The 20331-nt window shown below is 53.2% G+C and carries 18 protein-coding genes and 1 pseudogene; 8 read left to right on the forward strand and 11 right to left on the reverse strand.

Annotation, left to right across the window (positions count from 1 at the left end; all coding sequences use genetic code 11):
* Positions 1–116 precede the first annotated feature (116 nt).
* Complete coding sequence (locus NA986_RS20280) at positions 117–2507, forward strand: glucose/quinate/shikimate family membrane-bound PQQ-dependent dehydrogenase (protein WP_023216310.1); 2391 nt, start codon at positions 117–119, stop codon at positions 2505–2507.
* A gap of 77 nt (positions 2508–2584) precedes the next feature.
* Here NA986_RS20280 and cueO read toward each other — a convergent pair whose 3' ends face one another.
* The gene (gene cueO / locus NA986_RS20285; RefSeq protein WP_023216311.1) at positions 2585–4195 is read right to left on the reverse strand and encodes a multicopper oxidase CueO; all 1611 of its coding nucleotides are present in this window, start codon (positions 4193–4195) and stop codon (positions 2585–2587) included.
* A gap of 201 nt (positions 4196–4396) precedes the next feature.
* On the opposite strand from cueO, the gene NA986_RS20290 reads away from it, so the two are divergent.
* From NA986_RS20290 to speD, 3 genes are all read left to right on the forward strand, one after another.
* Positions 4397–4744, forward strand: a complete 348-nt coding sequence (locus NA986_RS20290; protein ID WP_000846613.1) for a YacC family pilotin-like protein — start codon at positions 4397–4399, stop codon at positions 4742–4744.
* Between the two features lie 106 nt (positions 4745–4850).
* Positions 4851–5711: a polyamine aminopropyltransferase gene (gene speE / locus NA986_RS20295; protein WP_000829973.1), complete on the forward strand. Its 861-nt coding sequence runs from the start codon at positions 4851–4853 to the stop codon at positions 5709–5711.
* Between the two features lie 20 nt (positions 5712–5731).
* Positions 5732–6526 (forward strand): adenosylmethionine decarboxylase, encoded by a 795-nt coding sequence (gene speD, locus NA986_RS20300; protein WP_000734276.1) that lies wholly within the window; start codon positions 5732–5734, stop codon positions 6524–6526.
* 29 nt (positions 6527–6555) lie between these two features.
* Here speD and NA986_RS20305 read toward each other — a convergent pair whose 3' ends face one another.
* The 5 genes from NA986_RS20305 to yacL form a co-directional block, all read right to left on the reverse strand.
* Positions 6556–7323, reverse strand: coding sequence for a DeoR/GlpR family DNA-binding transcription regulator (locus NA986_RS20305; protein ID WP_000678254.1), 768 nt, complete (start codon positions 7321–7323; stop codon positions 6556–6558).
* 9 nt (positions 7324–7332) lie between these two features.
* Positions 7333–8316 (reverse strand): D-threonate 4-phosphate dehydrogenase, encoded by a 984-nt coding sequence (locus NA986_RS20310; protein WP_000448749.1) that lies wholly within the window; start codon positions 8314–8316, stop codon positions 7333–7335.
* Positions 8306–9577, reverse strand: coding sequence for a D-threonate kinase (dtnK, locus tag NA986_RS20315; protein WP_000783300.1), 1272 nt, complete (start codon positions 9575–9577; stop codon positions 8306–8308). Before dtnK ends, NA986_RS20310 begins: the two co-directional genes overlap by 11 nt.
* Positions 9574–10527: a 2-keto-3-deoxygluconate permease 1 gene (locus NA986_RS20320; RefSeq protein WP_001022089.1), complete on the reverse strand. Its 954-nt coding sequence runs from the start codon at positions 10525–10527 to the stop codon at positions 9574–9576. Before NA986_RS20320 ends, dtnK begins: the two co-directional genes overlap by 4 nt.
* 234 nt (positions 10528–10761) lie before the next feature.
* Positions 10762–11124, reverse strand: coding sequence for a protein YacL (gene yacL / locus NA986_RS20325; RefSeq protein ID WP_000384308.1), 363 nt, complete (start codon positions 11122–11124; stop codon positions 10762–10764).
* Positions 11125–11394: 270 nt separating this feature from the next.
* Here yacL and NA986_RS20330 point away from each other — a divergent pair, with 270 nt between their 5' ends.
* Both NA986_RS20330 and NA986_RS20335 read left to right on the forward strand, forming a co-directional pair.
* On the forward strand, positions 11395–11718 hold the full coding sequence (locus tag NA986_RS20330) for a low molecular weight protein tyrosine phosphatase family protein (protein ID WP_001101536.1): 324 nt from the start codon (positions 11395–11397) through the stop codon (positions 11716–11718).
* Positions 11719–12127: 409 nt separating this feature from the next.
* Positions 12128–12592: a hypothetical protein gene (locus NA986_RS20335; protein ID WP_023216314.1), complete on the forward strand. Its 465-nt coding sequence runs from the start codon at positions 12128–12130 to the stop codon at positions 12590–12592.
* A gap of 39 nt (positions 12593–12631) precedes the next feature.
* Here the strand turns inward: NA986_RS20335 and NA986_RS20340 are convergent.
* Together NA986_RS20340 and NA986_RS20345 are read right to left on the reverse strand one after the other, a co-directional pair.
* Positions 12632–12724, reverse strand: a pseudogene (locus NA986_RS20340) (hypothetical protein); the annotation flags it as partial.
* Between the two features lie 88 nt (positions 12725–12812).
* The gene (locus NA986_RS20345) at positions 12813–13946 is read right to left on the reverse strand and encodes a DUF4431 domain-containing protein (RefSeq protein ID WP_023216315.1); all 1134 of its coding nucleotides are present in this window, start codon (positions 13944–13946) and stop codon (positions 12813–12815) included.
* A gap of 74 nt (positions 13947–14020) precedes the next feature.
* Between NA986_RS20345 and NA986_RS20350 the strand changes: the two genes are divergently transcribed.
* Complete coding sequence (locus NA986_RS20350; RefSeq protein ID WP_023216316.1) at positions 14021–14953, forward strand: DUF4424 family protein; 933 nt, start codon at positions 14021–14023, stop codon at positions 14951–14953.
* A gap of 14 nt (positions 14954–14967) precedes the next feature.
* On the opposite strand, the gene NA986_RS20355 is transcribed toward NA986_RS20350, so the two are convergent.
* Both NA986_RS20355 and NA986_RS20360 read right to left on the reverse strand, forming a co-directional pair.
* On the reverse strand, positions 14968–15309 hold the full coding sequence (locus tag NA986_RS20355) for a hypothetical protein (protein WP_001230267.1): 342 nt from the start codon (positions 15307–15309) through the stop codon (positions 14968–14970).
* The gene (locus NA986_RS20360) at positions 15310–16332 is read right to left on the reverse strand and encodes a DUF4431 domain-containing protein (protein ID WP_240890606.1); all 1023 of its coding nucleotides are present in this window, start codon (positions 16330–16332) and stop codon (positions 15310–15312) included.
* 138 nt (positions 16333–16470) lie between these two features.
* Between NA986_RS20360 and NA986_RS20365 the strand changes: the two genes are divergently transcribed.
* On the forward strand, positions 16471–17442 hold the full coding sequence (locus NA986_RS20365; RefSeq protein WP_023216317.1) for a DUF4424 family protein: 972 nt from the start codon (positions 16471–16473) through the stop codon (positions 17440–17442).
* A 31-nt stretch (positions 17443–17473) separates the two neighbouring features.
* On the opposite strand, the gene acnB is transcribed toward NA986_RS20365, so the two are convergent.
* Positions 17474–20071, reverse strand: coding sequence for a bifunctional aconitate hydratase 2/2-methylisocitrate dehydratase (gene acnB, locus NA986_RS20370; protein ID WP_000888959.1), 2598 nt, complete (start codon positions 20069–20071; stop codon positions 17474–17476).
* Positions 20072–20331: the final 260 nt, after the last annotated feature.

A 20331-nucleotide genomic window follows, 5' to 3' on the forward strand; every position in this document is an offset into this window, starting at 1 on the left:
AACGTATTCATTCGCGGCATTTGATAAGAAAGCTCATTTTGTGATGACGATCACACATGTTAATTCCTATACTTAATTGCTACTAAAAAATTAACAATTTGGGATGGTGTCTTTTTATGGCAGAAAATAACGCACGATCGCCACGATTACTCGTGACGCTGACGGCCCTCTTTGCAGCACTTTGTGGGCTATATCTTCTTATCGGAGGTGTCTGGCTGGTTGCTATTGGCGGTTCCTGGTACTACCCCATCGCGGGCCTCGTGATGCTGGTTGTGGCCGGATTGCTATGGCGCAGTAAACGTGCCGCGCTGTGGCTGTATGCCGCCCTGCTGCTGGCGACAATGATTTGGGGCGTGTGGGAAGTCGGGTTCGACTTCTGGGCGCTCACGCCGCGTAGCGATATCCTGGTGTTTTTCGGCATCTGGCTAATATTGCCGTTTGTCTGGCATCGGCTGGTAGTTCCTTCCAGCGGCGCAGTAGCGGCACTGGTCGTGGCGCTGCTGATTAGCGGCGGCATTCTGACCTGGGCTGGCTTCAACGACCCGCAGGAGATCAACGGTACGCTTCGCGCCGACGCCACACCCGCCGCAACAAGCTCGTCGATCGCCGACGAAGACTGGCCGGCCTATGGACGTAATCAGGAAGGCCAACGCTATTCGCCGCTGAAACAGATCACTGCGGATAACGTTCACCAACTGAAAGAAGCGTGGGTCTTCCGCACCGGCGATCTGAAACAACCCAACGATCCGGGCGAAATCACCAACGAAGTGACCCCGATTAAAGTCGGCGATACGCTTTATCTGTGTACGGCTCACCAGCGTCTGTTCGCGCTGGACGCCGCCAGCGGTAAAGAGAAGTGGCATTTTGATCCTCAGTTGAAGACCGATTCGTCTTTCCAGCATGTGACCTGCCGCGGCGTCTCTTATCATGAGGCCAAAGCGGATACCGCCTCGTCGGAGGTCATCGCCGACTGTCCGCGCCGCATTATCCTTCCGGTCAATGACGGTCGCCTTTTCGCGGTGAATGCCGAAACCGGCAAGCTGTGTGAAACCTTCGCCAACAAAGGCGTCCTGAATCTGCAAACCAATATGCCGGACACCACGCCGGGACTGTATGAACCGACGTCGCCGCCGATTATCACCGATAAAACAATTGTCATTGCCGGTTCGGTCACGGATAACTTCTCTACCCGCGAAACGTCCGGCGTTATCCGTGGTTTTGATGTTAATAGCGGTAAACTCATGTGGGCCTTCGATCCGGGGGCGAAAGATCCGAACGCGATTCCAGCCGATGAGCACGCTTTTACCTTTAACTCGCCGAACTCCTGGGCGCCTGCCGCCTATGATGCGAAACTGGATCTGGTCTATCTGCCGATGGGCGTGACCACGCCGGATATCTGGGGCGGTAACCGCACGCCGGAGCAGGAACGTTATGCCAGCTCCATCCTGGCGCTGAATGCCACCACCGGGAAACTGGCCTGGAGTTATCAGACCGTCCATCACGATCTGTGGGATATGGACCTGCCGGCACAGCCGACGCTGGCAGATATTACCGTTGACGGTACTACCGTTCCGGTTATCTATGCGCCAGCGAAAACCGGTAATATCTTTGTGCTCGACAGACGTAATGGCGAGCTGGTCGTGCCCGCTCCGGAAAAACCGGTCCCACAGGGCGCGGCAAAAGGCGATTACGTCGCCAAAACTCAGCCGTTCTCTGATTTAACCTTCCGCCCGAAAAAAGATCTCTCCGGCGCGGATATGTGGGGCGCGACCATGTTCGACCAACTGGTGTGCCGCGTTATGTTCCACCAGTTGCGCTATGAAGGTATCTTCACCCCGCCGTCCGAGCAGGGGACATTGGTATTCCCTGGCAACCTGGGGATGTTTGAATGGGGCGGTATTTCCGTCGATCCAGACCGTCAGGTCGCTATCGCTAACCCGATGGCGCTGCCGTTTGTCTCGAAACTGATCCCACGCGGCCCTGGCAATCCAATGGAACCGCCGAAAGACGCGAAAGGTACCGGAACAGAAGCGGGTATTCAGCCACAGTACGGCGTACCGTTCGGCGTCACGCTGAATCCGTTCCTTTCGCCGTTTGGCCTGCCGTGTAAACAACCGGCCTGGGGCTATATTTCCGCGTTGGATCTGAAGACCAATGAAATCGTATGGAAGAAACGTATAGGGACGCCGCGCGACAGTATGCCGTTCCCGATGCCGGTTCCGGTGCCGTTCAACATGGGGATGCCCATGCTCGGCGGGCCAATCTCAACCGCCGGTAACGTACTGTTCATTGCCGCGACCGCCGACAACTACCTGCGCGCTTATAACATGAGCAACGGGGAAAAACTGTGGCAGGGACGTTTACCCGCCGGAGGCCAGGCAACACCGATGACCTATGAGGTAAACGGTAAGCAGTACGTGGTCGTTTCTGCCGGAGGCCACGGTTCGTTTGGTACGAAGATGGGCGACTATATCGTGGCCTATGCTTTGCCTGACGACGCGAAATAACCATTAATGCCCGGCGTATGCCGGGCATTGTGCCGGGTGGCGGCTTCGCCTTACCCGGCCTGCGTCACAGACATCGATTAGACCGTAAATCCTAACATCATTCCCGTATCTTCATGTTCTAACAGATGACAGTGCGCCATATAGGCATGTTCCTTCGGCGCGTCGTGATCGAACTTGACCAGCACTTCGCTGATACCACCCTCAACGCGTACCGTATCCTTCCAGCCCGTTCTGTGCGCCGCTGGCGCTTTGCCGTTCTCTGACAGAATACGGAACTGCGTGCCGTGAATATGGAAAGGATGCAGCATCATGTCGCCCACGCCGGAAATGACCCAACGTTCATGTCGGCCTTTTTGCGCCGCGAACATCGGTTTGTTCATATCGAAGACCTGGCCGTTGATAAAGTTAGCGTTATGGAAGTCGAATTTTCCGCTGTGATTCATATTGCCCATCGCGCCATGATTCATCCCGCTGTGATCCATGTTGCCATGATCCATTTCGCCATGCCCCATATTGCCGCCCTGCATATGCGCGCTCATGCTGTCATGATCCATGCCGCTCATCGCCTGAGCGCCATATTTCTTCATCAGCATTTGCATCCCCATCATATCAAGGCGTGGGTCCATCGACAGTTTCAGGTTGCGCACCGTCAGCCCTTCCAGCGACGGCAGCGCCGGCATCGTCGTCAACGTATCCGGCAGCGTACCGGAGGCGGTAATCCGCAGCGGCTGGATACGCATCACCGGATGCGGTTTATCAAACGGAGCGATCGCCATTCCCATCTGGCTGACCGGCAGGGTCACCAGATCAAAGGCTTTCCCGTCGCTGATATCCACCAGCACTTCAAAACGCTCGCCCATTAATAACGGCAGTTCGGTGACTTTCACCGGCTCCGCCAGCAGGCCGCCGTCGCTGGCGATCACATAAAGCGGGCGATTATCGCTGGCGGCGATATTCAGCGAACGCGCATTACAGCCATTTAGCAAGCGCAGACGTAGCCAGCCTTTCGGCGCGGAATGCTGCGGATAGATAGCGCCATTGGTCAGCAGCGTATCGCCAAACCAGCCGACGGCGGCGGTCATAATATCCAGTTGATAATCAATCTGGCCATCGGCGGAGAAGCGTTTGTCCTGAATGATCACCGGCACATCGTCGATGCCCCACTGTTTCGGCAGGCGCAATTTGCGAATCTCGTCATCTTCAATCAGCACCAGCCCGGCAAGGCCCATCGCCACCTGGCGCCCGGTTTTGCCGTGTTTGTGCGGATGAATCCAGCAGGTCGCGGCGCGTTGCTGCGGCGTAAACGTCACCGTGCGGGTTCCGCCTGCGGGAATAATCCCCTGCGGGCCGCCGTCGACGATGCCCGGAATCTCCAGACCATGCCAGTGAAGCGTCGTGTCTTCGGCCAGTTGGTTATGGATATCAACGGTCACGCTTTTTCCTTTGTGAAGCTGTACCGCTGGCCCCAGCAAATTACCGTTGTAGCCCCAGGTTGTCGCGTTCTTACCGGCGAATGTGGACTGTCCGGCTTTAACAATTAACTGCATACGGTTGCTCGCATCTGCCGTTAACAGGTCAGGAATAGGCAACGCGGGACGTTCGGCGGCAAAAGCGGCGCGGCTCCACAGCGGCAGCGCTGATGCAACCCCCAGCGCCACTGAATATTTTAAGAAATCACGGCGTAACATAATCATTTCCTTATAATGAACAGGCGGGTGTCTAAGCTTAGACCCTGCCCTAACGGGAAGGTCAAGCCAGCAACACGTCTTTACCATTCCTGACAGCAATACAATAAGAATGAAAACGCCGCGACCAATCCTGATAATAAAAGTCGTCGCTACGTTCTCAGTATGCTAACGTTGACTTTCCCTGATGCCGTGGTAGAAGCAATGAAGACGTTTTTCAGACCCGTGTTGTTTGGCAGCCTGATGGCCTTATGCGCAAATAGCTATGCGCTTACTGAATCCGAAGCTGAAGATATGGCCGATTTAACGGCGGTTTTCGTTTTTCTGAAAAATGACTGTGGTTACCAAAATTTACCCAACAGTCAGATTCGCCGTGCGCTGGTCTTTTTTGCCCAGCAAAATCAGTGGGACCTGAGTAACTACGACACCTTCGATATGAAATCGTTGGGCGAAGACAGCTACCGCGATCTTAGCGGCATCGGTATTCCGGTCGCTAAAAAATGCAAAGCTCTGGCCCGCGATTCTCTGAGCCTGTTAGCCTACGTTAAATAATCCTCCGCGATCCTATTGCTGAAATAATGACCGTGCATCCACGGTCATTGTTAGCTATGATGTTGCGCCCTTTTTTTACGGGTGTTAACAATGGAGGTATCAGCCAATGGCCGAAAATACGATGTGGCATGAAACGCTACACGACCAGTTTGGTCAGTACTTTGCCGTAGACAACGTTCTGTATCATGAAAAAACCGATCACCAGGATTTAATCATCTTTGAAAACGCCGCTTTTGGCCGCGTGATGGCGCTGGACGGCGTGGTACAGACCACCGAACGCGACGAGTTTATTTATCATGAAATGATGACCCACGTCCCGCTGCTGGCGCACGGTCATGCGAAACACGTTCTGATTATCGGCGGCGGCGACGGCGCAATGCTACGTGAAGTTACCCGGCATAAAAATGTCGAAACCATCACCATGGTGGAGATCGACGCTGGCGTAGTCTCGTTTTGCCGCCAGTATTTACCCAACCACAATGCCGGCAGCTACGACGATCCGCGCTTTACGCTGGTGATCGACGACGGCGTGAATTTCGTCAATCAGACCCATCAGACCTTTGATGTGATCATTTCCGACTGTACCGATCCGATAGGCCCCGGCGAAAGCCTGTTTACCTCCGCCTTTTATGAAGGCTGTAAGCGTTGCCTGAATCCGGGCGGCATTTTTGTCGCCCAGAACGGCGTGTGCTTCCTGCAACAGGATGAAGCGCTCGACAGCCACCGCAAGCTGAGTCATTACTTCAGCGATGTCGGCTTCTACCAGGCGGCGATTCCGACCTATTACGGCGGCATTATGACCTTCGCCTGGGCGACGGACAACGGCGCTCTTCGTCACCTGTCGAGCGAAATTATTCAGGCGCGTTTTCATGCCGCCGGCCTTAAATGTCGCTATTACAACCCGGCTATTCATGCCGCTGCATTTGCGCTACCGCAATATCTACATGACGCACTGTCCGCACAGTGACGTTAAGGAGGTGATAAAAATTGAAAAAGCTGAAACTGCATGGCTTTAACAATCTGACGAAAAGCCTGAGTTTTTGTATTTACGATATCTGCTACGCCAAAACCGCAGAAGAGCGCGATGGCTATATCGCCTATATCGATGAACTCTATAACGCCAACCGACTGACCGAGATCCTGTCGGAGACCTGCTCCATTATCGGCGCGAACATCCTGAACATCGCCCGTCAGGATTATGAACCCCAGGGTGCCAGCGTCACGATTCTGGTGAGCGAAGAGCCGATCGACCCGAAACTTATCGATCAAACCGAACATCCCGGCCCGCTGCCGGAAACCGTGGTGGCGCACCTCGATAAGAGCCATATCTGTGTGCATACCTATCCGGAAAGCCATCCGGAAGGCGGGCTATGCACCTTTCGCGCCGACATCGAAGTGTCAACCTGCGGGGTGATTTCACCGCTAAAAGCGCTCAATTACCTGATCCACCAGCTAGAGTCCGATATTGTCACCATCGATTACCGCGTGCGCGGCTTTACGCGCGACGTCAACGGTATGAAGCACTTTATCGATCATGAGATTAATTCTATTCAGAATTTTATGTCGGAAGATATGAAGTCGCTGTATGACATGGTGGATGTAAACGTGTATCAGGAAAATATTTTCCATACCAAGATGCTGCTTAAAGAGTTCGATCTTAAGCACTACATGTTTCACACCAAACCGGAAGATCTCACTGAAACCGAACGCCAGGAGATCACCGCCGCGCTGTGGAAAGAGATGCGCGAGATTTACTACGGCCGCAATATTTCGGCGGTCTGATTCACCACTGGCAGCGCCTGACGGCGCTGTCACTCCGGCTGCACCAGCGTTAGCGCAAAAGCGCGCCCTTTCAGTTCAACCTGTGCTGACGGCGGCAGATTGACGTCGGTAATCACGTCATTAAAGCGCTCAAGCGGCACCACATTAAAGAGCGAATGCGCGCCATACTTACTGCTGTCCGCCAGCAACACTTTGCGCTGCGCATTAGCAATAATCTCCTGTTTAAGCCCGGCCTTATCTTCCGTTGGGGTCGTCACGCCCGTTTTTACCCCCCATGAATTACAGCTCATAAACGCGATGTTCGGATAAACGCTGCGCAACAGCTTACGCCCATGCTCACCGATACAGGACTGACTGCTGTCATCGATACGACCGCCGACAATCGTCACTTCAATTTGCCGGAACTCAGCTAAAAACAGCGCAATATGCAGATCGACGGTGATGACCCGCAGCGGAAGATGGGTTAAGCATTTCGCCAGCTCCATCATTGTCGTACCGGCATCCAGCACGACGGCATCGCCAGCATTGACCAGCGATGCGGCAACGCGTGCGATCGCCCGTTTTTCAGCGGGCGATCGCAGTTGTTTTTCATTGGTGGTGGGCTGGGCGGGTTCAAAACGCCGCAGCGCCACGCCGCCATGACTACGGCTGATCACGCCCTGCTCATCCAGCTTGATCAAATCGCGACGGATAGTGGCTGGCGATGCGTCAACCGCCTCAACCAGCTGTTCTACCGTAACCAGCGTATGGTTTTTCAGATACGCCACAATGAGATCCAGACGGTGTTGTCCTTTCATAACAGGGAATTATGCCAGTTGCATTGCCAGTTTGATCGATACGGCCATGCTCTCAGATTTTGCTTTTCCCGTCCAGGCGATATCAAATGCGGTGCCATGATCGGCAGAGGTCCGAATAAACGGCAGCCCCGCGGTGATATTCACGCCATCATAAAAGCCAAGCAATTTCAACGGGATATGTCCCTGGTCATGATACATCGCCACCACCATATCATACTGCCCCTCATAAGCCTGGAGAAATACAGTATCCGGCGGACACGGCCCATAAACGTCCATACCTTTTGCGCGGGCATCGGTAATGGCTGGTGTCAGGATACGCGTCTCTTCATCGCCAAACAGGCCATTCTCGCCCGCATGAGGATTCACGCCTGCCACGGCGATACGCGGTTTAACGTAACCCACACGCTTGAGGAAAGTATCAGCAATACCAATCACCGTTTCGACACGCGTGGTACTTAACGTATCAAGGAATTTACGCAGCGCGATATGCGTTGAAACGTGAATCACTTTTAGTTTATCGGTGTAAAGTACCATCGCGTAATCGCGGCTATGGGTCAGGGTCGCGAGCAGCTCGGTATGGCCCGGATAGTTGTGCCCTGCCAGGTGCAGCGCCTCTTTATTCAGCGGCGCGGTAGCGATAGCCTGTACGTCGCCCCGTAGCGCTAACTCGGTGGCGCGCTTCACGCAGCGATACGCTAAATCCCCCGCCTGCGCCTGAACTTTCCCGGCCTCCAGCGCCTCCGGCTGCGCCAGCGGCTCATCAATCACATGAATGATGCCGGGCGCAAAACGCGCTTCGGCGACCCGTTCAATGGCCCGTAGCTCAACGTTCGGCGTGATGCCCTTCGCCTGTAAACGTTTCAACGTTGCGAGGCATCCAATAACCACCAGCGGCGCGCCGTTGAGACCGTCTTCGCTTAGCGCTTTAACAATAATTTCCGGCCCAATGCCCGCTGGATCGCCCATGGTAATGGCAACGGTTTTAGTCTCCACAATACATCTCCTCAATATAATAAAGCGCGTCACACAACGTACTGTCTGAACCGAATCCGCCCGCTTTGGTAATGACCGGCAGATCGTCAATTTCGCTGTTTACAAACGTTCCACAGGGAATACAGGGCGCCACCTCACTTTGAATGCGATAACCTTCAGCGCCAAGCGCGCCGGCGACGGCGGTAGCGATATCGCCGCCGGTCAGAAACAGCCCGCCAATCCGCGCCTGCTCGATAATGTTTAACGTGACGACGCCAAGCCGCTGGCTCAGTCGCTCGCCCAATTGCTGACGGCTCATCGCGAATTTTTCGCACAGAGCGTCGATTAACTGTCGATCTTCTGCGCGACGGCTGGTGCGTAATATCGTATGTCGATGCTGACTTAACAGCGCGCAGGCCTGCTCTACGACAGACGCGATTTCCTGTTCCGCGCTATCCGACACCATGCGCGCGGCATCAATATCCACGACCTCCGCACGTCCCCGGCACAGCGCATTATCCACCTGACGTCGCGTGGCTTCGCTCATCGAACCGGCCACCACCAGCACCGGCAGCCGCTGCCGGTCTTGCATAAAAAGTTCAACCGGCAACGCATTCGCCAGACCAGCTGCGCCGACGAGCAGCGGCATCGACGGTTGTTCGCACGCCGCTTGCGCAATCAACGTCAGGTCCCGCTCTTCTACCGCATCCACGACGATAATCCCTTCGCCCTCAGCCGCATAAGCCGTAAGTAAGGCGCTTAACCCGCCGCGTCGGACATCCTGCAAAAAGACTTCATACACAGGGATCTCACTTTGCAACGCCACTATCTCGGCAATACGGGAAGAGACAATGGGCGTTTTCGGATCGCTGGCAAATTCGGTTTCCAGTAGCGGGACGCCATTAACCAGACATTTTCCTTCAAGCGTCGTGCGTCCGGCCGCAGGGATCGCGGCGGCGATAACGGCCAGTTTTCGCTGACTGGCGCGCATGGCCGCCGTCACTTCGGCGCCGATATTGCCGCGAAATGTAGAGTCGATTTTTTTGTACACCAGCGGCGCTGGCGATGTCTCACACCACGGGGAAAGCGCGGCATAAACGGCAGATGCCGCCTGATCTGCGGGCATCGCCCGGCTTTCGGTGTTAATGACTAACACATCGGCGCGGCGGGACGGTTTTTGCGACGCGCTCAACATGACTTCCGTTCTCGCCCCCTTCTTCGCCAACTGGACGCCGGTATCATTCGATCCGGTAAAATCATCGGCGATAACCATCATTTTCATGCGTTTTTCTCCAAAGAAGCCTGACGCGCCTGTTTTTTCGCAACCCAGGAGGTCAACACTGGCGTCAGGATTGCCGTGGTGATCACCGAGGCGGCAATCAGCGGAGCGGCAGCAGCGGCCACCTCGGCGAGCGAAGGGTCGGCCTGCGCAATAGCCAGCGGCGTCGCAACGGCATTACCCGCGGTACTGGAGGCCGCCGCCCCGGCAATGCCAGTTCCGCCAACCAGACGATCTGCGCGAATATTAAAGAAACCGCCAACGAACGTTGTCAGCACGCCGAGCAGAATTCCGGCAAGTCCGCCTTGCAGTAACATTTCCAGGTTGATGCCCGCCCCCAGCGCAAAAGCAAAGAAAGGAATGAGCAGCGGGCCGCCTTTGGTCAAAAAATCGCGCATATGAGGATCAAGATTGCCGAGGATCATGCCGACAACTAGCGGAACCAGCACCGCCACCAGCGCCATAATGGGAATGTTCGCCATCCCTGCCGCGCCCAGCGCAATCATCGTAAAGAAAGGGCCATCATTAAGAGACAAAATAGAGATAGCGCCGACGTCGCGCTCATTGCCGAATTCGCCTACCAGCGCAGCATAAAGTCCGCCATTCGAATTGCTCATCGCCGCGATAATCGCCACGCCGCTCAGGCCAAAAATACCCTCCGCGCCGAAAAGATGCTCCACGCCCAGGCCAATGCCGATGGCGACAAGCAACTTAGTGAGCGTAATCGTCCCGCCCTGCAATAACGCCTGGGGCGCGGCTTTCACACTGATACCGGCTCCCATACACAGCAGAAAAGCGCCAATCAGCGGCGCCGCGCCATTTTTAAATAAGGCGGTGGTAAAACCGCCGATCTCAAGCGCCTGTGGAGCGAAGGTGTTAATGACTGCGCCAATAACGAGCGGTACGACCATCATGCCGCCGGGTACGCGCTCTATTGCTTTTTTGATGTTCATGGTCTTACCGCCTGTTGCTTGTTGTGATTGAATAAAATCATAACGATTATATTCAATCAAATTAAGATCACAAACGCGTCAGATCACAGTTTTAAAATGATTAATAAAAATCAAAAAATCATTCTGCAATAAAAAAGCCGGGATACTCCCGGCTGGAATGTGTGGTGATTTCGTTTCCACTACCGCCCCCAACTGTCCGTCGACTGGCGTTGCGGGACAATAACGAAGAGAGGGTCAGGCTTTACTGACGAATTCCCGATACGCGGCGACGACCCGCAGAAAATCCTCCATGCCGCACAGGGATAAACTCTCTTCATCGTAATAACTCATCCCCTCTTCCATCTCATCGCCGGAAAAATCCAGCTGATTGGCGCGAATCATCACCTCTTCGCCGTCCATCCAGATCGTGTATTCATGCCCTGCTCGTTGCCAGGAGCGTTCGCTGCCTTTGACCGTACGCGCGGCTTGTTCTACTTCATCCAGTAGCGAGAGATTGTCTTTAACCTCTTCATTAAACCAGTGACCGACCACCTCGTGGCCCATCGACATTCGTACTTTTACCCCTCCGGTAACGTCGCGCAGAAATTCGTAATCCATAATTGTTTTCCTCTGCCCTGGCAATGCGCCAATACCGCATTGCGCCTTGAGGTAATTATCGCAGCACGGTGAAAGAAAAACAGCGGGGCGCACAAAAGATAAAATAAAAATGCCAAAACGGTTTATTATTCATACAGAAAGTCACTCTAGCGCTTCAATATATCTACACGCGCTCCGACAAAGTGCTACGTGCCGCACCGTGGGGTATTGAGTCTCCACGACTGACAAACTCGCCGTTAGCGAAGCGCGATCTGGAAGAGTATTTATTTAATGAATGTGCTTTTCATATGCAGCCGTAATCAATGGCGCAGCCCCACGGCGGAGCAGGTGTTCCGCCGCTATCCCGGCCTTAGCGTCCGTTCCGCCGGCACCAGCCGCAACGCCAAAAAAAGCGTGTCGTGCGGGTTACTTCAGTGGGCTGACGTTATCTGCGTTATGGAGCAGAAACATAAAGATCGGTTGATGGCTGAATATCGTCGTATTATTGAAAATAAGCCCCTGCACGTACTCGATATCCCCGATGACTACCGCTATATGGACCCTGAACTGGTCAGGCAACTGGAAGAGCTGGTGCCGGAAGTGCTGGGGATATAGGCGTTGCCGCAAGGAAATGTCCATCATCCATCACGCTTACATTCACTTAATCTTCGTTAAGCGAAAACTCGACGACAAATTTCACATCAGGCAGCGCGCCGTTTAGATGAACTTTTATTATGTGCCGGAAGAGCGCAGGCATTAAAAATGGCTGCCCCTCATCCAGTTATAGCATTACCAGCCCGGTGTCCCTCTGGCGTTTTTTCAGAAATCATCAATACCCTGCCCACGCCGACGCCTGCTAGTCTTTCAGACGCTTCCTTATCATCCGGGTCCTTGTCATGAAATTGTTGGCTACTTGATAAGCGCTTTTCAACTGAGCTCCAGCAATGGGCGATATCAGCAGAGAAGCCGTAGTGAGTTGTATTTTTTGTCAGACGGTTGAAGGAAAATTCAGGAAGGATACATTATGTCTGTATTTCGACGAATAATTTATCATAGCGGTTGGTTTATTCTGCTTGGGCCGTTAATAGGCGCAGCCATCGCGATAGGTATCATAAACTTTTTACCCGCCATTATTGGCGGACCAGACTCATTTTTGTTCTATTTCTGCAGAACAATACCAGAATTAGTGATTATTACCGGCTGGATATACAGTCTCCTCCCCGCATGGTTAACCGGTGTCGCCTGCGCGCTGATACCCCTGAAATTATATCAAAAAATAATTAACAGGATGATCCTTTGCGCCATTGCAGGTGGTCTGATCACGACGCTGTTTAATTTTGCGCGATATGGTTTTGACATAAGCATACTACCATTAATATATGGTGAAGTATTGATTATGCTTATTCCAGCGATTGTAGCCGGGGCAATAATGGGCGGGGTAATTACGTATTTGCCGGGGCTACGGGAAGTGAAGCGTAATAATAAATAAGAAGCGCCATTCGGGCCCGGAAATCCGGGCCCGTCTCTGTTACACCGCAGTCTGGAAAATCACGCCGTCCGCTTTCTCAGTGTACTGAGAGAGCTGGTCGAAGTTCAGATAACGGTAAGTATCCACCGCCGCCAGCTCCGCAGAAGCCGGAAAACGATCTGTCGATGACCTTTTATTATGTGCCGGAAGAGCGCAGGCATTAAAAATGGGGAGTCTCACATCACCAGCCCGGCCCCTCCATCACGGGCATGAGTTTCACAATATTCTCCAGTACCAGTGGCGTGTGGTGATCTGAACTTAATGCCAGTAAAACATCACCTGTGACAACAATTTCTTGGTTTAACAAATCGTCGCCGTACTGTACTTTAACTCTTTCTATGATCTCATCGCTCAACAAGAGTTGCACTTGCCCATTCCAGTCGGCTGTCCGCATGTCGGCATCCTGGACGCAGGTTAACGGTTCTTCGAGTTTAACCACCCAATAACGCTGCGCGCCGCTTTTTTGCTCTGCCAGTATTCCGCGCAATGACACGGTATCGCCTTCCCGCACGCAGCGCTGTTGCCGTTTTTTCGCCATTTCTTCAACCGTTTTGACTGGCAAAATGTCGGTGCTGTGGTTACACCAGGCCAGTGAGCTTTGGCGACTAATGCCCTGAAATTGAGGAACGGGCAACCACCATGTATTATTAGCGTCTTTCTGCAATACCACATCCAGCTTTTTACTATCCTGACTATACCAGTCAGCATCGGCATTGGCAGGTTCGCCACAAAAATAGGCATATTTTTGCGCCGCGCATAGCTGCGTCACCACAAAGGATGGCACAGGCGTATTATTCAGCATTGTTTTACGATTAAGATCGCCAACGTAGTTTTCACGTACCGCGTCAAGCAGTTGCGTGCGCAACGGATCGCCTTTTTCTACCGGCAGGCAAGCTGCGATGCGCCCGTACTGTTTCACCAGCGCGCGTAATTCCTGTGACTTCAGGTCAACATTCCCGGCAAAGTGGCACTTCGCTTGCTCCGGCGCGCTAAACTCTTCATCCAGGTAAACCGTACTCACCCACCCTTCGGTACCGCTGTCCAGCAGAATACGATCGAAGAGATAATATTTATCATCTTCATCTTTAATATACTGACCGTCAGTATCTTTTAGCAGGCCGCAAAAATAGGCCAGTTCGCGCGTCTCGTTGATTTCAATCCGCTTGATATCGAAGCGGGCGTTTAATAGCCCAACCTCCTCGCGTAGCGTTAATGCAATAGCGCCGCGTGGATTTTCATCAGGCTTCAGCGGGAACATATCTGATGCATATAAATTGCAACAAATCATCATCAACACCAATAAAAAATAACGCATGAACGTGACCGTCGAAAAATTGCATTGAGGGTGCCATAATAGTGCTTTGCGTTATTATCAGTAATCATTTGCTCATGAAAAAGATCGCGTTCGGTTTCCCGTTATTGCTGGCAGTATTGCCTCATCCGGCGCAAGCCAATGAGGCCGTGGCGAATAGTTCATTGCATTTACTGGCACAGAGCGATATTCAACTGGCGAAAGAGCGTCTGTTAATTGAACGAGATCGGATTAATGCCGATTATTTGTTTGTGAATCCGACCGCGCAGGATATTATCGTTCCTGTCGTTTTCCCCATGCCGCCGCTGTCATTTAGCGACGTTAACGAAGTTGGCGAAGATTACATCCCCGGCATCCGCAACATTAAAATCCGCGTCGATGGTCAGATCGTGACCCCGCAACCACGCTGGACCGTAGTACTGAATGCTCCGCAGGAAGAGATCACCGATAAACTTCAGCAGGCTGGCTGGACGGTGGAGCAACTGATCGCCGCGCTAAGCGACGGTGAATTTTCGCCTCCGGTGGATCTCCCGGCGCTGCCGCCGGAATGGTTTAAGGATAATCAGCCGCAATTTACTATCCAGCGCAACTTCGTCTGGCAGCAGACCTTTCCGGCGGGGAAAGCGGTGACGATCCACCAGGTTTATACCCCGAGCGTGTCACTCAGCGCGCTAATGTCAACGGATGAACTGGACGATGACAACACCTGCCCGACGGCGGAAAACCGCCAGCAAATACAGCAGGCGCTGGATCAGTTAATGGCGACGCAAGGCCCGGCAGGCGCTTTGGGGCAAAACCGGATGGATGTGGTGCTAACCGGTGATCCCGCGTGGAAAGAGGGAGACATCGGCGAGTTTACGCTGCGCCTTCACGGCGATGCGATAACCACCTGCTTTCAGCCGCCGCTGACGCGGATTAACGCCACTACGCTGGAATTTAAGCAGAAAAATTTCCGGCCTGCGGAAAATTTGGCAGTGACGTTTTATTCTTTATCGTCTATGTACGAATGATGGCATAAAACGCTTTACTCACTCAAATCCACGAGCGCATGAAGCGTCTTATAATTAAAAATCCACCAGGTAGAAAGAATTTCACCCTGCTGGTAAAATTCATAATCACTCTCGCCATTTGGCGACTTCAGTTTTATGACATCCCCCATCTGTTTCCAACGGGCATAAGGCGCCTTGTTATTCATTGATTTGAGATTCTGCACCATCGGTTCGCAGCGCGCGCACATTTTTGCGTTACCGTCATCGTAAAATGCCATCATCCCACCGTTAGTAACGTGTAAATACTGTAATTTAGCCGCCGCATCAGCGTTGCCGCATAGCATCAATAGCATTCCTATAACCCATAACTTTCTCATTCACTTTATTTCCGTTAAGCGAAAAATATTATCCAGTAACAGCGGCGTATGATGCGAGGCGCTCAGCGCCAGAAAAATATCGCCGCCGACGCTGACTTTTTTACCGACCAAATTGTTGAGCGATTCCCGCTCTTGTGGGGTTAGCACCAGTTGCATCGTCTGGTTCCAGCCAGGCTGCTGCTTATTGGCATCGCGCACGCAGGCAAGGGGGTTATCCGGGGTCAGGGTCCAGTAAGCGGACTCGCCGTCACCCTGCTGGCGAAGCGTGCCGGTGAGGTTAACGGTATCCCCCTCCACCCTGCACGCCTGCGCCAGTTGCGCTAAATCGGTTTCTCGCAGCGTGCCATCGCTATAGTACCCGCCGCTCACTTTAGATTGTTGTGTCAGCAGGTTGTTTTCCGGCTGCGGGCGCCACACGCCATCCGGGGATTTTTTCAGCACGACGCGAAGCCGATTATTGGCGTCATCATGGATAAAAAAACTCGTTTTATCTCCCGTCGCCTTACCCAAAAAGTAAGCATAATTTTCCGTGGCGCAAAGGTCTTCGACGATAAATTTTACCGTCGGCAGCGGGCCGTTAAGGGTTAAGCTATTGCTGTCGCCAATATAACTGGCGCGCAGGCCGTTCAGAATATCGCTTCGCAGCGGGTCGCTGGCTTTTACCGGCTGGCAAATATTTTTGCGCCCTTGCGCGGCGACCTGCTCACGTAAGAGTGCAGACGTTAACGGTACGTTTTTACCATAATGGCAGTGAACATCCTGCGGCGAAGCAATGGTTTTATCAAAGCGCACAACGCTGCCCCAACTCCAGCGATAACCTATCGCCATCACGCGGTCATAAAGATGATATTGATTTTGCCCATCCGTCAGAAAATTATCGTTTTTGTCTTTTATTAAGCCACAAACGTAAGCAATGCTACTGTTTGCTTCAATCCGCCGCAGGTTAAACAGCCCATCCTCAAGCCCTTCTTCATCGCGCAGCGACAGGGCAATATATTTGCGCCAGGTATCACCTTGTGGCAATGGCTTTATTTCTTCGGCAAATGTATTTTGGCAAATTATTAATAATAAAAATAAATAATACCGCATTTTTCTTCCCTCGAAAAACGGCACTCGCCGGATTATGATAATGATTATGTTTCGGACATGGAATGCACCGGTATGACATATTTTAAATGGCTGAGCGTACTCCTGTGTTTTATTACCAGTTACCATGCTTATGCAAACGACTCGGCGGTCGGGGAAACCAATGGTTCCATTGAATTTCTGCAACAAAATGAGATCAGCATGGCGAAAGAGCGATTGTTGATTGCCAGCGATTGTATCAATGTCGATTATGTATTTATTAATCATTCGGCGCAGGATATTACCGTTCCGGTAGCCTTTCCGATGCCGGCTATTTCCCAACGATATATGGGAGATCGCACAGAAGGTATTGCCAACTTTAAGATCAGCGTGGATGGTAAACCGGTTAAAAGCGAGTCCCGCTGGCGAGTCATCCATGACTTAGGCGGTAAAGGTGAAGAAGACATTACGGCGAAACTACTGCAAACCGGCTGGACGATCCCACAGCTACGCCATGTCCTCAATCGCGAGGGCAAAGCCTCTATTGAAGAAGGATATAAAGAGGGAAAACAGCAATTACCGTCAGAGTGGTTTGATGACGGCTATCTGAATATTGCCGTTCAACAATATTTTATCTGGCAACAACGTTTTCCGGCGGGCAAGGAGATCGTTATTCACCACTCATACACGCCCAGTACGTCCACCGGCGTGCCTGACGACCTTGACAGTCTCCTTGGTGATGAGTTCGGCGATCAATGCCTGACCGCCGCCACTCGCAAGGCGTTAAAACAGCTGGATGCAGGAATAAAATATAAAAACGAAGACGGTAGCGCGAATATCGGCTGGGGCTATCTGGGCTATATTCTGAAAACTGGCGCTAACTGGAAAGAGGGTATCATTGGCGACTTTACCTTGCGCATTCATAAGAAGGATGAGACTGAAGTGGTTGTCCCCTGCTTTAATTACCCGCTAAAACAAATTGATCCGTTAACCCTGGAGTTTAAACAAAAAAACTTCAAGCCCGATGAAAACCTGGATATCCATTTTTATTACGATTCTTCGCGGTAAAAACTGGCCCGGAAATCCGGGCCAGTCACTTTTACACCGCAGTCTGGAAAATCACCCCATCTGCTTTCTCAGTGTACTGAGAGAGCTGGTCGAAGTTCAGATAACGGTAGGTATCCACCGCCGTCTTATCCACCTGCGCCACGTAGGTCTGGTACTCTTCCGGCGTCGGCAGTTTGCCGATAAGCGCCGCAACCGCCGCCAGCTCCGCAGAGGCCAGGAAGACGTTCGCACCGGTACCTAAACGGTTCGGGAAGTTACGGGTAGAAGTGGAAACCACCGTCGCACCGTCAGCCACACGCGCCTGGTTACCCATACACAGGGAACAACCTGGGATCTCAATACGCGCACCGCTCTTACCGAACACGCTGTAGTAACCTTCTTCGGTCAGCTGCGCGGCGTCCATACGGGTTGGCGGCGCTACCCACAGGCGAGTCGGCAGTTGGCCTTTGTGGCTATCCAGCAGCTTACCGGCCGCGCGGAAGTGGCCGATGTTGGTCATGCAGGAACCGATGAACACTTCGTCGATCTTCTCGCCCTGCACGTCAGACAGCAGACGCGCGTCGTCCGGATCGTTCGGCGCGCACAGGATTGGCTCTTTGATATCCGCCAGATCGATGTCGATCACCGCCGCGTATTCCGCGTCGGCATCGGCTTCCAGCAGTTGCGGATCCGCCAGCCATTTTTCCATGCCCTGGATACGGCGTTCCAGCGTACGACGGTCGCCGTAGCCTTCCGCAATCATCCACTTCAGCAGGACGATGTTGGAGGTCAGGTATTCAATGATCGGCTCTTTGTTCAACTTGATGGTACAACCCGCAGCGGAACGCTCGGCAGAAGCATCGGTCAGCTCAAACGCCTGCTCCACTTTCAGATCCGGCAGACCTTCGATTTCCAGGATGCGGCCAGAGAAGATGTTTTTCTTGCCTTTCTTCTCAACGGTCAGCAGGCCCTGTTTGATGGCGTACAGCGGGATGGCATGGACCAAATCGCGCAGGGTGATGCCCGGCTGCATTTTGCCTTTGAAGCGCACCAGCACGGATTCCGGCATATCCAGCGGCATCACGCCAGTCGCGGCGGCAAACGCAACCAGACCAGAGCCCGCCGGGAAAGAGATACCAATCGGGAAACGGGTATGGGAGTCGCCGCCGGTACCGACGGTATCCGGCAACAGCATACGGTTCAGCCAGGAGTGGATCACGCCGTCGCCCGGACGCAGGGAGACACCGCCGCGGTTCATAATGAAGTCTGGCAGCGTGTGGTGCGTGGTGACGTCAACCGGCTTCGGATAGGCTGCGGTGTGACAGAACGACTGCATGACCAGATCGGCGGAGAATCCCAGACAGGCCAGGTCTTTCAGCTCATCGCGGGTCATCGGGCCAGTAGTATCCTGAGAACCGACGGAGGTCATTTTCGGTTCGCAGTACGCGCCCGGACGGATACCTTTCACGCCGCAGGCGCGACCGACCATTTTCTGCGCCAGAGAGAAGCCACGGCTGCTTTCCGCCACGTCTTTTGCCTGACGGAAAACGTCTGAGTGCGGCAGTCCCAGCGCTTCACGCGCTTTGGTGGTCAGGCCACGGCCGATAATCAGCGGAATACGACCACCGGCACGCACTTCGTCGATCAGCACGTCGGTTTTCAGTTCGAAGGTTGCCAGTAGCTCGCCGGTTTCGTGGTTACGCACTTCGCCTTTGTACGGGTAGACGTCAATCACATCGCCCATATTCAGGTTAGAAACGTCAACTTCAATCGGCAGCGCGCCCGCATCTTCCATAGTGTTAAAGAAGATAGGCGCAATTTTGCCGCCGAGGCACAGGCCGCCGCCGCGCTTATTCGGCACGTTCGGGATGTCATCGCCCATGAACCACAGCACGGAGTTGGTCGCGGATTTACGGGAAGAACCGGTGCCCACCACGTCACCCACGTAAGCCAGCGGGTAGCCTTTTTTCTGCAATGCTTCGATTTGTTTGATCGGGCCGACAACGCCTGGCTGATCCGGCTCAATGCCTTCACGGGCGTTTTTCAGCATCGCCTGCGCATGTAACGGGATATCCGGTCTCGACCACGCATCCGGCGCCGGAGAGAGATCGTCGGTATTCGTTTCGCCGGTCACTTTGAAAACGGTGACGGTGATTTTTTCCGCCAGCGGCGGACGGCTCAGGAACCATTCGGCGTCGGCCCAGGATTGCATCACCTGTTTGGCATATTCATTGCCCGCTTTGGCTTTCTCTTCGACGTCGTAGAAGTTATCGAACATCAGCAGGGTGTGAGACAGCGCTTTGGCAGCAATCGGCGCCAGTTTCGCATCGTCCAGCGCATCAATCAGCGGATGAATGTTGTAACCACCCTGCATGGTGCCCAGCAGTTCAATGGCTTTTTCTGGGGAGACCAGCGGGGAGGTGGTGTCGCCTTTCGCGACAGCAGCGAGAAAACCTGCTTTAACATAAGCGGCTTCATCTACGCCAGGAGGAACGCGGTTGATCAACAGGTCTAACAGGAATTCTTCTTCGCCCACAGGCGGGGTCTTCAGCAGCTCGACAAGCGCAGCCATTTGGGTTGCGTCTAAAGGTTTTGGCACAATCCCCTGGGCAGCACGCTCAGCTACGTGCTTACGGTATTCTTCTAGCACGACGATATCTCCTCGCTCTCATTGTCATAATGCGGCGCTTTTGTTGATGGGCGATTCTCTTCACGCTCCTGTGAGACAGTAGTTAGTAGGGTAAATGCCCGGTACCGCATAAGGCACAATAACAGGATTTTCTTTAAGTGTTAATCTGTTTACAAAAAAGCAACATAAAAAAGTGGCTGAATCGTTAAGGATGGTCTAATGCTCTACTGAGACGGGAGCTGCAGCCATAAATGCTTACCTCATTTCGTGCTTTGATCGTC

This window comes from Salmonella sp. NW177, from assembly GCF_051811585.1.
GTDB lineage: Bacteria > Pseudomonadota > Gammaproteobacteria > Enterobacterales > Enterobacteriaceae > Salmonella > Salmonella enterica.